Annotated in this window: 12 protein-coding genes; 3 read left to right on the forward strand and 9 right to left on the reverse strand. The window is 58.0% G+C overall.

Features of this window, described 5'->3' with window-relative positions:
- Window positions 1-189 precede the first annotated feature (189 nt).
- Together bsmA and yjfN are read left to right on the forward strand one after the other, a co-directional pair.
- Window positions 190-498 (forward strand): biofilm peroxide resistance protein BsmA, encoded by a 309-nt coding sequence (gene bsmA / locus KHQ28_RS05725; protein ID WP_002885674.1) that lies wholly within the window; start codon window positions 190-192, stop codon window positions 496-498.
- A gap of 137 nt (window positions 499-635) precedes the next feature.
- A complete protein-coding gene (yjfN, locus tag KHQ28_RS05730; protein ID WP_002885673.1) occupies window positions 636-911 on the forward strand; it encodes a DUF1471 family protease activator YjfN in 276 nt (91 codons plus the stop codon).
- On the opposite strand, the gene KHQ28_RS05735 is transcribed toward yjfN, so the two are convergent.
- From KHQ28_RS05735 to KHQ28_RS05760, 6 genes are all read right to left on the reverse strand, one after another.
- Window positions 902-2,539: an isovaleryl-CoA dehydrogenase gene (locus tag KHQ28_RS05735; RefSeq protein WP_004177700.1), complete on the reverse strand. Its 1,638-nt coding sequence runs from the start codon at window positions 2,537-2,539 to the stop codon at window positions 902-904. The two genes, yjfN and KHQ28_RS05735, sit on opposite strands and share 10 nt — an antisense overlap.
- Window positions 2,540-2,664: 125 nt before the next feature.
- Window positions 2,665-3,396 carry a 23S rRNA (guanosine(2251)-2'-O)-methyltransferase RlmB gene (gene rlmB, locus KHQ28_RS05740; protein WP_002885669.1) on the reverse strand — a complete coding sequence of 244 codons (732 nt, stop codon included), beginning with the start codon at window positions 3,394-3,396 and terminating at the stop codon, window positions 2,665-2,667.
- An 81-nt stretch (window positions 3,397-3,477) separates the two neighbouring features.
- Entirely contained in the window at window positions 3,478-5,910 is a 2,433-nt protein-coding gene (gene rnr, locus KHQ28_RS05745; protein WP_002885668.1) for a ribonuclease R, read from the reverse strand.
- 36 nt (window positions 5,911-5,946) lie between these two features.
- The gene (gene nsrR, locus KHQ28_RS05750; RefSeq protein WP_002885667.1) at window positions 5,947-6,372 is read right to left on the reverse strand and encodes a nitric oxide-sensing transcriptional repressor NsrR; all 426 of its coding nucleotides are present in this window, start codon (window positions 6,370-6,372) and stop codon (window positions 5,947-5,949) included.
- Between the two features lie 150 nt (window positions 6,373-6,522).
- Complete coding sequence (locus tag KHQ28_RS05755) at window positions 6,523-7,821, reverse strand: adenylosuccinate synthase (RefSeq protein WP_002885665.1); 1,299 nt, start codon at window positions 7,819-7,821, stop codon at window positions 6,523-6,525.
- A gap of 102 nt (window positions 7,822-7,923) precedes the next feature.
- Window positions 7,924-8,121, reverse strand: a complete 198-nt coding sequence (locus tag KHQ28_RS05760; protein ID WP_002885664.1) for a DUF2065 domain-containing protein — start codon at window positions 8,119-8,121, stop codon at window positions 7,924-7,926.
- A gap of 222 nt (window positions 8,122-8,343) precedes the next feature.
- On the opposite strand from KHQ28_RS05760, the gene KHQ28_RS05765 reads away from it, so the two are divergent.
- Complete coding sequence (locus KHQ28_RS05765; protein ID WP_020324907.1) at window positions 8,344-8,634, forward strand: hypothetical protein; 291 nt, start codon at window positions 8,344-8,346, stop codon at window positions 8,632-8,634.
- Window positions 8,635-8,716: 82 nt separating this feature from the next.
- Here KHQ28_RS05765 and hflC read toward each other — a convergent pair whose 3' ends face one another.
- The 3 genes from hflC to hflX form a co-directional block, all read right to left on the reverse strand.
- Window positions 8,717-9,721: a protease modulator HflC gene (gene hflC / locus KHQ28_RS05770; protein WP_002885662.1), complete on the reverse strand. Its 1,005-nt coding sequence runs from the start codon at window positions 9,719-9,721 to the stop codon at window positions 8,717-8,719.
- Window positions 9,722-9,723: 2 nt separating this feature from the next.
- On the reverse strand, window positions 9,724-10,986 hold the full coding sequence (gene hflK / locus KHQ28_RS05775) for an FtsH protease activity modulator HflK (RefSeq protein WP_004146726.1): 1,263 nt from the start codon (window positions 10,984-10,986) through the stop codon (window positions 9,724-9,726).
- A gap of 65 nt (window positions 10,987-11,051) precedes the next feature.
- Window positions 11,052-12,332, reverse strand: a complete 1,281-nt coding sequence (gene hflX, locus KHQ28_RS05780) for a ribosome rescue GTPase HflX (RefSeq protein ID WP_004146725.1) — start codon at window positions 12,330-12,332, stop codon at window positions 11,052-11,054.
- Between the last annotated feature and the right edge of the window lie 12 nt (window positions 12,333-12,344).

The following is a 12,344-nucleotide window of genomic DNA, read 5'->3' on the forward strand; positions in this document are numbered from 1 at the left end:
CGTGGTTAGGCGTCATGGGAAAATTCATTCACCAGGCAACCCAGTTTGCTACGATTCATAATGTTGAGAGCCCGGTTACGCTTTCACAACATTTTCATTCGAAAATCGCGTCAGAGATAACAGTTCGGGAACATTCCCCGGCAATCCTGTTAAGGCTACCACTACACTATCACTATCAGGAAACGAGATATGGTTATGCGCAGGTTTTCACCGTGGTTACTGGCTATCGTCCTCAGCGGGTGTAGCGCCCTGCAGGGAACGCCGGAAGCCCCGCCGCCCGCCACCGACCATCCGCAGGAGATCCAGCGCTACCAGACTGCTGGCCTGCAGAAAATGGCCACGGTAAGCGTACTGATGTACGGTTCGCCGATGGATGTCGAAGCGGCGCTGAAGGCCAAAGCAGAAGCGGCCAAAGCCGATTACTACGTCATCATCATGATCGATGACACCATGGTACCCGGCCAGTGGTATTCGCAGGCGATCCTCTATCGTCGATAACGAGGCGGCGTCTTTAAATCTGCTTTACACAGCTTTGCGTCCATTCACGTTCTCCTGTGCATAATAACGTTCGGCCAGCCACCTGGCAGGACGTTAGCAACGGACTGCCCTTGGGACTACGTGAAATGGAGCTGACGATGAAACGATCTTTTACCCTATCCAGCCTGCTGTTAACCGCTGCGACGGCCAATACGTCCGCGCAGTCAGCCGAATTCGCCAGCGCGGATTGCGTCACTGGCCTGAATGAAATCGGTCTGATCTCCGTCACTAATCTTTCCGGTAGCCAACAGGATGTAGAGCACGCCATTGCCCGCAAAGCAGACGAGCAAGGCGCCTCCTGGTATCGCATTATTCAGATGTACGAGGAACAACAGCCGGACAGCTGGCGCGTGCAGGCCATTCTCTACGCCTGAGGCGCCTGGCGCCCGCGCCCCATAGCCCGCAGCAGCAGGTCGTCGAGGGTCGGCGCGTCAAGACGTATGCCGCCGCGGGTGTCGAGCATCATCCGGCACCAGGCTTCGGCCAGCGGCGGCGAAGCATGGCGCAGCATCTGCGCCCCCGCGCCAAGACGATAGACCAGCCGGGCAATCTCTCTCCCCTGCTCTTCGGCGGGTCGTTTCAGCAGTTGCTGCAGCTGACGCCATGCGCGGTCGAGATGGCGGTTCTGCCCTTTCACCTCCGCACACTCCGCGGCCAGCAGCTCCATCGCCGCCGGCTGCTTGCTCAGCACCCGCATCACATCGAGGCACATAATATTGCCGGAGCCTTCCCAGATGCTGTTGACCGGCATCTCACGGTAGAGGCGCGGGAGTTCGCTCTCCTCGCAATAGCCGATGCCGCCCAGCACTTCCATCGCCTCGGCGACAAACGGGATACCGGCCTTACAGATGGCAAACTTGGCCGCAGGCGTAAACAGGCGCGCCCAGGCGCTTTCCCGGGCATCATCCCGATGGTCCCAGGCCCGCGCCAGGCGAAACAGAAACGCGGTCTGCCCCTCCAGACGGAGCGCCATTTGCCCCAGCAGCTGGCGCATCATCGGCTGTTCGACCAGGTTTTTGCCAAACGCCTGACGCTGTAGCGCGTGATACAGCGCCACCGAGAAGGCGCGACGCATCAGGGCATGGCTGCCCAGCGCGCAGTCAAAGCGGGTCAGGCCGCCCATCCTGAGGATCTGCCGCACGCCGTCGCCTTCGTCGCCCACCAGCCAGCCGCAGGCCTCATAAAACTCCACTTCGCTACTGGCGTTGGAGCGGTTGCCGAGCTTCTCTTTTAAGCGTTCAAGACGCACGCCGTTACGCTGCCCGTCGGGCAGCAGACGCGGCACAAAGAAGCATGAGAGCCCCGCCGGAGCCTGAGCCAGCACCAGGTGAGCATCGCTCTGCGGCACCGAGAAGAACCACTTGTGTCCCACCAGTCGGTAAAACCCTTCCGCCGTTTTCTCCGCGCGAGTGGTATTGCTCAGCACATCAGACCCCCCTTGCTTCTCGGTCATCCCCATGCCGATCAGCAGGCCGCGCTTCTGGCCGCCAGGCGCAAGGTGCGGATCGTAACGGTCGCTCAGCAGCGGCGACAGCCAGTCGCGAAAGGGCGCGGGCAGGGCGTGCTGCAGCAGGGGCGTCGCGGCGAAGGTCATGGTAATCGGGCACAACGTCCCGGCCTCCACCTGGGCATGGAGCAGAAAGCGGGCGGCGCGGGCGACAAACGCGCCTTCGCGGGCATCCTCCTGCCAGGCGAGGTTATGTACCCGGTTCGCGCACAGCCCCTGCATCAGCAGGTGCCAGGCGGGATGAAAGCGCACGTCGTCCAGCCGGGCGCCGGTGGCGTCATAGCGCAGCAGCTCCGGCGGATTGCTGTTGGCCAGGCGTCCCAGCTCCAGCGATTCGGCTGTCCCCAGCTGCTGGCCAATGCTGGCGAGCAGATCGCCATCCCAGCCGGCGCCTTCGCGGACCACTGCTTCACGCAGAGCGGTATCGGACAGAAACAGATTGCTGTTATTCAGCGGGGTGGGTTGATTAAAAACGGTGTGCGTTTGCCAGTGCATCGTGTCTCCCTCCATCAATGGCGATAGCCATAAGTATGGTTATCCGGAGGGATACTCGCCCGCGAGAGCGGTCACAAAAAAGCCATCCCGGAGGATGGCTTTTTTTGATTCGTCGATGGTTCAGCTTAGCTGCGCTGGCGTACTGCTTCAAACAGACAGATGCCGGTAGCCACCGAGACGTTCAGCGAGGAGACGCTGCCCGCCATCGGGATGCTGATCAATTCATCACAGTGTTCGCGGGTCAGACGACGCATGCCTTCGCCTTCCGCGCCCATCACCAGCGCCATCGGGCCGGTCATTTTGCTCTGGAACAGCGTATGGTCGGCTTCCCCTGCGGTTCCGACGATCCAGACGTTCTCTTCCTGCAGCAGACGCATGGTGCGCGCCAGGTTGGTGACGCGGATCAGCGGGACGTTCTCCGCCGCGCCGCAGGCCACTTTCTTCGCCGTCGCATTCAACTGAGCGGAACGATCTTTTGGCACGATCACCGCATGCACGCCGGCGGCGTCAGCGCTACGCAGGCAGGCGCCGAGGTTGTGCGGATCGGTTACGCCGTCGAGGATCAGCAGGAACGGTTGATCGAGCTGCGCCAGCAGATCCGGCAGATCGTTCTCCTGATACTGACGCCCCGGCTTCACGCGGGCAATGATCCCCTGGTGCACAGCGCCTTCGCTCTTCTCATCAAGAAACTGACGGTTGGCCAGCTGAATCACCACGCCCTGCGCTTCCAGGGCATGGATCAGCGGCAGCAAGCGCTTATCCTCACGGCCTTTCAGAATATAAACTTCCTGAAAACGCTCAGGTGCGCGCTCCAGCAGTGCCTGCACCGCATGGATGCCGTAAATCATTTCACTCATTGATGTACTCGTTTTAGGTTCTGTTATCTGCCCCCTTCACCCCATCCTGCGTCAGCAGACTTCAGGGTGAAGGGAGGTCAATCACTCGGCGATCTTCTTCTTTGCCGCGCGCTTGGCTTTCGTCGCGGCGGCGATTTTCTGTGTTTTCGCCGACGGTTTTTTCGCTTTTTTCTCTTTCTTCGGTCGGGCGGTCTCTTTCTCTTTACGGAAAGCGCTGTCCGGCTCGAAGTTTACCTGCTTACCCACCTGGCGGCGACGGCCGCCCGGCTTGCCAGAGGTACTCTTTTTCGCTTTCTCACGGGCGGTCTTGCCGACATTACGCGGCGCACGCTCGCTGGAGATCAGGGTAAAGTCGATTTTCCGCTCGTCCATGTTGACCGCTTCCACACGGACTTCCACGCGGTCGCCCAGGCGATAGGTCTGGCCGCCGGACTCACCAATGAGACGCTGCCCCACCTGATCGAAACGATAATAGTCGTTATCCAGGCTGGAAACATGCACCAGACCGTCGATAAACAGATCGTTCAGGCGGACGAAGAAGCCAAAGCCGGTCACGCTGGCGATCACGCCGGAGAAGATGTTGCCCACCTGATCCTGCATGAAGTCGCACTTCAGCCAGTCAGACACTTCGCGCGTCGCTTCGTCGGCGCGGCGCTCGGTCATCGAACAGTGCTGACCCAGCTGGAGCATCTCTTCCATGCTGTAGTGCCAGCCGCCGGTCTCGGTGCTGTTGCCTTTATGTCCCTGCTCTTTGGCCAGCAGATACTTGATAGCGCGGTGCAGCGACAGGTCCGGGTAACGACGAATCGGCGAGGTGAAGTGGGCGTATGACTGCAGCGCCAGGCCAAAGTGACCGCGGTTTTCCGGATCGTAGACCGCCTGCTTCATGGAGCGCAGGAGCATCGTCTGCAGCATTTCCGCATCCGGGCGATCGGCGATGGAGGTTAGCAGCTCGGCGTAATCACGCGGCTCCGGCTTGTTGCCGCCAGGCAGCTCCAGTCCCAGCTCAGCCAGCACGGTACGGAAGGAGGTAATCGCTTCGGTGGTTGGCTTATCATGGATACGGAACAGCGCTGGCTCCTGCGCCTTCTCAACGAAGCGCGCGGCGGAGATGTTCGCCAGGATCATGCACTCTTCAATCAGCTTATGCGCATCGTTACGCTGAGTCTGTTCGATACGCTCAATACGGCGTTCGGCATTGAAGATGAATTTAGCTTCTTCACTTTCAAATGAGATACCGCCGCGCTCTTCGCGGGCGCTCTCCAGCACTTTGTAGAGGTTATGCAGCTCTTCAATGTGCTTCACCAGCGGCGCGTAGTGTTCGCGCAGTTCCTGGTCACCCTGCAGCATATGCCACACTTTGGTGTAGGTCAGGCGAGCATGTGAACTCATCACCGCTTCATAGAATTTATAACCGGTCAGACGGCCTTTTGACGAAATCGTCATCTCGCACACCATACACAGGCGATCGACCTGCGGGTTCAGCGAGCATAGACCGTTAGACAGCACTTCCGGCAGCATCGGCACTACCTGCGACGGGAAGTAGACCGAGGTGCCACGACTGCGCGCTTCCGCATCCAGCGGCGTCCCCGGGCGCACGTAGTAGCTGACGTCGGCAATGGCGACCCACAGGCGCCAGCCGCCGCCGCGTTTCTTCTCGCAGTACACCGCGTCATCGAAGTCGCGGGCATCTTCGCCGTCAATGGTAACCAGCGGCAGCGAGCGTAAATCGACGCGTCCGGCCTTCGCCTCTTCCGGCACCTGTTCTTTGAGACCGGAAACCTGTTTTTCCACCGCCGGCGGCCAGACATAAGGAATCTCATGGGTACGCAGCGCCATATCGACGGCCATGCCGGTGCCCATGTTGTCGCCCAGCACTTCGACGATTTTACCCACCGCTTTGGTGCGGCGGGTTGGTCGCTGGGTCAGCTCGACCACGACCACGTAGCCCATCCGCGCGCCCATTATCTCTTCCGGCGGGATCAGGATATCGAAGCTCAGGCGGCTGTCGTCCGGGACGACAAAGCCGACGCCAGCGTCGGTGAAGTAACGGCCAACTATCTGGCTGGTTTTCGGCACGAGGACGCGGACGATGCGCGCTTCGCGGCGGCCCTTACGGTCCGCGCCCAGCGGCTGAGCCAGCACCTGGTCGCCGTGAATACAGGTTTTCATCTGTTCTGACGACAGGTACAGATCGTCTTTGCGCCCTTCAACGCGCAGGAAACCATAGCCATCGCGGTGGCCAATAACGGTTCCTTTGAGGAGATCGAGGCGTTCCGGCAGGGCATAGCACTGGCGGCGGGTGAAGACCAACTGACCGTCGCGCTCCATCGCGCGCAGGCGGCGGCGCAGCGCTTCGGTTTGCTCTTCGCCCTCGATATTTAACTCGATGGCCAGCTCATCGCGGCTGGCAGGCTTTTCCCGTTTAGTTAAATGTTCGAGGATAAATTCCCGGCTCGGGATAGGGTTCGCGTACTTCTCAGCTTCGCGTTCCTGGAATGGATCTTGTGACATATCGGTTCCTCCGTTGTCATCTCCGGTAGAGTGGCGTCACTCCACCAGCAATAATTTATAAAGCGGTTGATTCTTCTCAACCAAATCAGCCAGCGTATAGTTATCCAGTTCCTTGAGAAAACTCTGCGCGGCTTCAGCTAGTGCCTGTTTCAGACGACAGGCTGGTGTAATGTGGCAAAACTCGCTGCTGCAGTTGACCAGCGATAAGGGTTCAAGGTCACGCACCACGTCACCGACGCGGATCTGTCCTGCTGGTTTGCCGAGGCGAATGCCCCCGTTCTTCCCCCGCACGGCAGTCACGTAGCCCATGCGACTTAACTGATTGATTATTTTAACCATATGATTACGGGAGACGCCATAGACCTCGGTCACTTCCGAGATACTGGTCATTCGTCCTTCCGGCAGCGACGCCATATAAATCAGCGCGCGTAGTCCGTAATCGGTGAAACTCGTTAACTGCACATAAACCTCAGGGAAAAGAAAACAGGGTATGTCGAGCGACATCATTATTATTGATGATAAACCAGCCAGCGCTCAGGCCGCTAATTTATTTGAAATGGGGCGGGCGAACAGCAAAAACAAGGGCGCCCGAACGGCGCCCCTTGAGAGTGATTACGCGTCGAACGGATCGCGCAGAATCATAGTCTCGGTACGGTCTGGACCGGTAGAGATGATATCCACCGGCACGCCGGTCAGCTCTTCAATACGCTGGATGTAGTTCAGGGCTGCCTGCGGCAGGCCGCTGCGCTCTTTCACGCCGAAGGTGGTTTCGGACCAGCCCGGCATGGTTTCGTAGATAGGCTCGATACCTTCCCAGTTATCGGCAGCCAGCGGAGTGGTGGTCACTTCGCGGCCATCCGGCATACGGTAGCCAACGCAGATTTTCACTTCTTTCAGGCCGTCGAGGACGTCCAGTTTAGTCAGGCAGAAGCCGGACAGGGAGTTAATCTGCACCGCGCGACGGACTGCGACCGCATCCAGCCAGCCGGTACGACGACGACGGCCGGTGGTGGCGCCGAATTCGTTACCCTGCTTGCAGAGGAACTCGCCAGTTTCATCAAACAGCTCGGTCGGGAACGGACCTGCACCGACGCGAGTCGAGTAAGCTTTAATGATACCGAGAACGTAATCCACATAACGCGGGCCCAGGCCGGAGCCGGTCGCCACGCCACCTGCGGTGGTGTTAGAGGACGTAACGTACGGGTAGGTACCGTGGTCGATATCCAGCAGCGTACCCTGCGCGCCTTCGAACATCACGAAGTCGCCGCGCTGACGCGCCTGATCCAGCAGGTCGGATACGTCCACCACCATGCTGGTCAGGATGTCGGCAATCGCCATCACATCGTCCAGCACTTTCTGGTAGTCAACCGCTTCTGCTTTGTAGAAGTTCACCAGCTGGAAGTTGTGATATTCCATCACTTCTTTCAGTTTATCGGCGAAAGTTGCTTTATCGAACAGATCGCCAACGCGCAGACCGCGACGAGCGACTTTATCTTCGTAAGCCGGGCCAATGCCGCGACCGGTAGTGCCGATCGCTTTCGCGCCACGCGCTTTTTCACGCGCCACGTCCAGCGCCACGTGATAGTCAAGGATAAGCGGGCAGGCTTCAGAGAGCAGCAGACGCTCGCGAACCGGGATACCACGGTCTTCCAGGCCCTTCATCTCTTTCATCAGCGCGGCCGGAGACAGCACGACGCCGTTACCGATGATGCTGGTGACGTTTTCACGCAGAATGCCTGATGGAATAAGATGGAGAACGGTTTTTTCACCGTTGATTACGAGAGTATGGCCGGCGTTGTGACCACCCTGGTAGCGCACAACATATTTAGCCCGTTCAGTCAGGAGATCGACGATCTTCCCTTTACCTTCGTCACCCCATTGGGTGCCCAGTACGACGACGTTGTTACCCATTTTTCAAAATCACCGTTTGCTTAAAAATGGATTCTACCATCGCTTTTTCAGAGTTACAGCACTTTTTGCATCCAAAATAAGGCAAATCCGACCACTTTTTGATCAGCCAATCGATTTCCTCAACATGTAGTAGATCACAATCCCGGCAACCACAAGTCCGCCGCCAAAACGACGCAATAAATTATCCGGTAGCTGGCTCAGGCTGGCGACCATCTTGCGCCAGGCGCGCGGATAAAGCAGCGGGCCAAGCCCTTCGAGTACTAAAACCAGCGCCAGCGCCAGCCAAATGGTGGAGTTCATCGTCAACCCTAATTGAAAAGTATCATTGCCGCCCTCGCGGGCGTCTCGGCCAGCATGGTGAATTCATTCCCTCATTTCACATTGTCCCGTATTTCAGCTTCATTATGAACCGGAAAGGTGAAACAAAATTCACAACTAATTGTATTGCTGGATATTTTTTAAATTGTAACTATGCCATCGCGTACTACAACCCGGTACGTCTACTTAATCAGGAAGATTATGATGAGAGAATTAACCGCATTTGAAATCGAAAATGTGAGCGGCGCAGGCTGGTTACAGGATGGTCTGGCGGCCTTAGGCAGCAAGGTCGGCGCAGCCGCATGGACGATGGGCACTGATGCCCTGAGCATTAACCTGCCACTGCTTGGCACCCTCAATCTGGCCGACCTGGCGCCGGACCTGGGCAAAACCTTAGGCGAAAGCATCGGCTCTTCTATCGGCGGCACCATCGAAAGTACGCTGGCAGGCCTGCCGGTGATCGGCGGCCTGCTGAACAAGCTACTCGGCAACTAATTCCCGCCCTCGCAGCATGAAAAAAGGCGCCTGTTTCAGGCGCCTTTTCGCATTATTACTTCAGGTTTACACCTTCTCCGGCTTATTTACGCGCCGAATCCGGTGAACGCATATAGCGGAAGAAATCGCTGTCCGGACTCAGGACCATCACATCCTGATTGCTCTGGAAGCTCTTCTCATAGGCACGCAGGCTACGGATAAAGGAGTAGAAGCCTGGATCCTGGCTGAACGCGTCGGCAAACAGTTTCGCTGATTCCGCATCACCTTCACCACGCAGGATACGGCCCTGGCGCTCGGCTTCCGCCAGCGTCTTGGTGACTTCATAGTCCGCAGTCGCGCGCAGTTTTTCCGCCTCTTCCTGACCCTGTGAACGGTGGCGACGAGCAACCGCTTCACGCTCCGCGCGCATACGGTTATAAATCGCTTCCGACACTTCTGCCGGCAGGTTGATCTGTTTGATACGTACGTCGACAACTTCGATACCCAGCGCCGCCATACTGTTCGGGTTGATCACCTGCACTTTACCGTTGGTTTCGGCTTCCACACGCTCTGCCGCTTTAGCAATCGCGTCGTCAGCCGCCGGGGTGCTAACCTCATCTTCCGTACCGGCCGAACCCGAGTTCAGCGCATCGCGCACTTCCAGGGTCAGGCGACCACGGGAGTCGGTGACGATATCTTTCACATCCAGACGACCAATTTCAGACCGCAGACGGTCAGAGAATTTACGCTTCAGCAGCACCTCGGCCTGGGAGACGTCGCCGCCGCCGGTTGCCAGGTAGTAACGGCTGAAGTCGCTGATACGCCACTTGATATAGGAGTCGACGATCAGGTCTTTCTTCTCTTTAGTAACGAAACGGTCAGCCTGGTTGTCCATGGTCTGAATACGCGCATCCAGCATCTTCACCGATTCGATAAACGGGATCTTGAAGTGCAGGCCTGGCGCATACACCAGCGGCTTGTTTTCGTCGTCGCGCAGAACTTTACCGAAACGCAGCGTGATACCGCGCTCGCCTTCCTTTACGACAAAGACAGACATGTAGAGCACTACCAGCACGATGACAATGATCGCGATAACAGATTTACGCATCGTTATTCCCCCTGACGCTGGTAGTCGTTACGCTGCGCGTTAGCGCGGCGTTGGTCCATAATGCTACCCCCGGTTGAGCTCGAGGTTGATGAGGTGCTGGCGCTGCTTGAGCTGGATGCTGGCGGCAGGCGCAGCAGATCGCTGGCGTCACTGCTATCGCTCTTTGCTGCCGGCGCAGCGGCGCCTTTCAGCATCTGATCCAGCGGCAGAACCATCAGATTGCCGTTTTTGCTGTCATTGACCAGCACTTTACGGGTGTGGCTCAGCACTTTTTCCATGGTTTCGATATACAGACGCTCGCGGGTAATTTCCGGCGCGGCTTTGTATTCCGGCAGGATCTTCGCAAAGCGAGCCACTTCACCCTGGGCTTCCAGAACGGTCTGGGTCTTATAGGCGCGTGCCTCTTCGAGAATACGCTGCGCCTGACCATTCGCCCGCGGCTGGACTTCGTTGGTATACGCTTCCGCTTCACGAATGTACTGCTGCTCGTTCTCACGCGCGGCAATGGCATCGTCAAACGCGGCCTTCACCTCTTCCGGCGGACGCGCCGTCTGGAAGTTGACGTCCAGCAGAGTGATACCCATGTTGTACGGGCGAATCGTCTCTTCCAGCTCACGCTGGGTATCGCTACGGATCACGGTACGACCTTCGGTCAGAATGCGATCCATGGTGTATTTGCCGATCACGCCGCGCAGCGCGCTGTCGGTGGCCTGACGCAGACTGTCGTCCGCGCTGGTCACGCTAAACAGATAGCGCTCCGGATCGGTGACGCGGTACTGCACGTTCATCTCAACGCGCACCACGTTTTCGTCAGAGGTCAGCATGACGCCGGAAGCCGCAAGTTCGCGCACCGACTCCACGTTCACCGCCTGAACGTTATCGATAAAGGTCGGTTTCCAGTTCAGGCCAGGCTCAACCAGATGGCTGAACTTGCCAAAACGGGTGACCACGCCGCGCTCGGCCTCTTTAATGGTATAGAAACCGCTGGCCGCCCAGATAATCACTGCCGCCGCGGCAACGATGCCGACAATACGCCCGCCCATCGGTCCGCGAGGCCCCTGCGCGCTATTGCCGCCGCCCAGTCCGCCCTTGCCGCCGCCGAGCCCGCCAAGTTTTTTACTTAACTTGCGGAAGATATCATCCAGATCCGGCGGCCCCTGCTCGCGACCGCCTTTATTGCCATTTCCCTCAGAGTTGCCGCCAGGTTTGCTGCTCCCCCACGGGTCGCGGTCCTGTCCGTTATTACCGGGCTGATTCCACGCCATGTATATGCTCCATATTTGTTTTTGATATCCCCACAGGGGTCAATATCTTCAGGCAAGCTGCAAGGTTAAACCACATAGTCAACAAGCGTTGGCTCTTGCTTACAGAGGCGCCGCCAGTCAACGATCGGCATGCGCACCTGCAGACTCACGCTGCCGTCATCCTCCATCCACTCTTTTTCTATCGCCTGAAGCTGATAGAAACGGCTTCTCAGTCGCCCTTCTTTCGGCGGTAAGCGCAGCGTATGCTGGGCCACTTCACCGGAAAGACGCTCCGTTAATGCCTGAAAAAGCAGTGGTACGCCAACCCCGGTCTGGGCTGAAAGCCAGACCCGAATCGGTTTATTTTCATCGTCGCGATCGATGCGCGGTTCAAAATCGTCAAGCATGTCGATTTTGTTCATCACCAGCAGCGCCGGGATCTCATCGGCCTCAATTTCAGCGAGAACCGTATTTACCGCATCAATGTTTTCCTGCACGCGGACATCCGCCGCATCAATCACATGCAGCAGCAGCGTCGCCTGACGCGTCTCCTGCAACGTCGCTTTAAACGCGGCTACCAGATCGTGCGGCAGGTGGCGAATAAAGCCGACGGTATCGGCCAGCACCGTTTCGCCGACGTCAGGGACGTCAATGCGGCGCAGCGTCGGGTCCAGGGTGGCGAACAGCTGGTTCGCGGCATAGACCTCGGCGGCAGTGATCTGGTTAAAGAGCGTTGATTTTCCGGCGTTGGTATAGCCCACCAGCGACACGGTAGGAATATCGGCTTTCGCACGCGACCGCCGCCCCTGCTCGCGCTGTTTCTCGACTTTTTCCAGCCGCGACAGGATCTGCATGATACGGTTACGCAATAAACGGCGGTCGGTTTCGAGCTGGGTTTCACCCGGGCCACGCAAACCAATCCCGCCCTTCTGTCTTTCAAGGTGGGTCCAACCGCGGACAAGGCGAGTCGCCATATGGCGCAGCTGCGCCAGCTCGACCTGCAATTTCCCTTCATGGGTGCGCGCGCGCTGGGCGAAAATATCTAAAATAAGACCGGTGCGATCGATAACCCGGCATTCGCACAGGCGTTCCAGGTTACGTTCTTGCGCCGGACTCAGGGCATGATCGAAGAGCACGACCGAAGCGCCGGTCGCTTTAACGGCTTCCGCAATTTCGACTGCCTTACCTTCACCAACAAAATACTTCGGGTGCGGTGCTTTACGGCTACCGGTAATCACCTGCATTGCTTCGACACCGGCGGAAGAGGCCAGAGTTTCAAACTCCTGGAGATCTTCCATATCTTTGTCTTGCGAAAAATAGATGTGTACCAGTACCGCCTGCTCACCGGCGTCATAACGGTCAAACAAGCGTAAACCCCT

This window comes from Klebsiella sp. 28 (assembly GCF_018223905.1).
GTDB lineage: Bacteria > Pseudomonadota > Gammaproteobacteria > Enterobacterales > Enterobacteriaceae > Klebsiella > Klebsiella pneumoniae.

Coding starts and splice junctions, on each gene's coding strand:
- bsmA (WP_002885674.1), top strand. CDS start 190: ATGGTTATGCGCAGGTTTTCACCGTGGTTACTGGCTATCGTCCTCAGC.
- yjfN (WP_002885673.1), top strand. CDS start 636: ATGAAACGATCTTTTACCCTATCCAGCCTGCTGTTAACCGCTGCGACG.
- KHQ28_RS05735 (WP_004177700.1), bottom strand. CDS start 2,539: ATGCACTGGCAAACGCACACCGTTTTTAATCAACCCACCCCGCTGAAT.
- rlmB (WP_002885669.1), bottom strand. CDS start 3,396: ATGAGTGAAATGATTTACGGCATCCATGCGGTGCAGGCACTGCTGGAG.
- rnr (WP_002885668.1), bottom strand. CDS start 5,910: ATGTCACAAGATCCATTCCAGGAACGCGAAGCTGAGAAGTACGCGAAC.
- KHQ28_RS05755 (WP_002885665.1), bottom strand. CDS start 7,821: ATGGGTAACAACGTCGTCGTACTGGGCACCCAATGGGGTGACGAAGGT.
- KHQ28_RS05760 (WP_002885664.1), bottom strand. CDS start 8,121: ATGAACTCCACCATTTGGCTGGCGCTGGCGCTGGTTTTAGTACTCGAA.
- KHQ28_RS05765 (WP_020324907.1), top strand. CDS start 8,344: ATGAGAGAATTAACCGCATTTGAAATCGAAAATGTGAGCGGCGCAGGC.
- hflC (WP_002885662.1), bottom strand. CDS start 9,721: ATGCGTAAATCTGTTATCGCGATCATTGTCATCGTGCTGGTAGTGCTC.
- hflK (WP_004146726.1), bottom strand. CDS start 10,986: ATGGCGTGGAATCAGCCCGGTAATAACGGACAGGACCGCGACCCGTGG.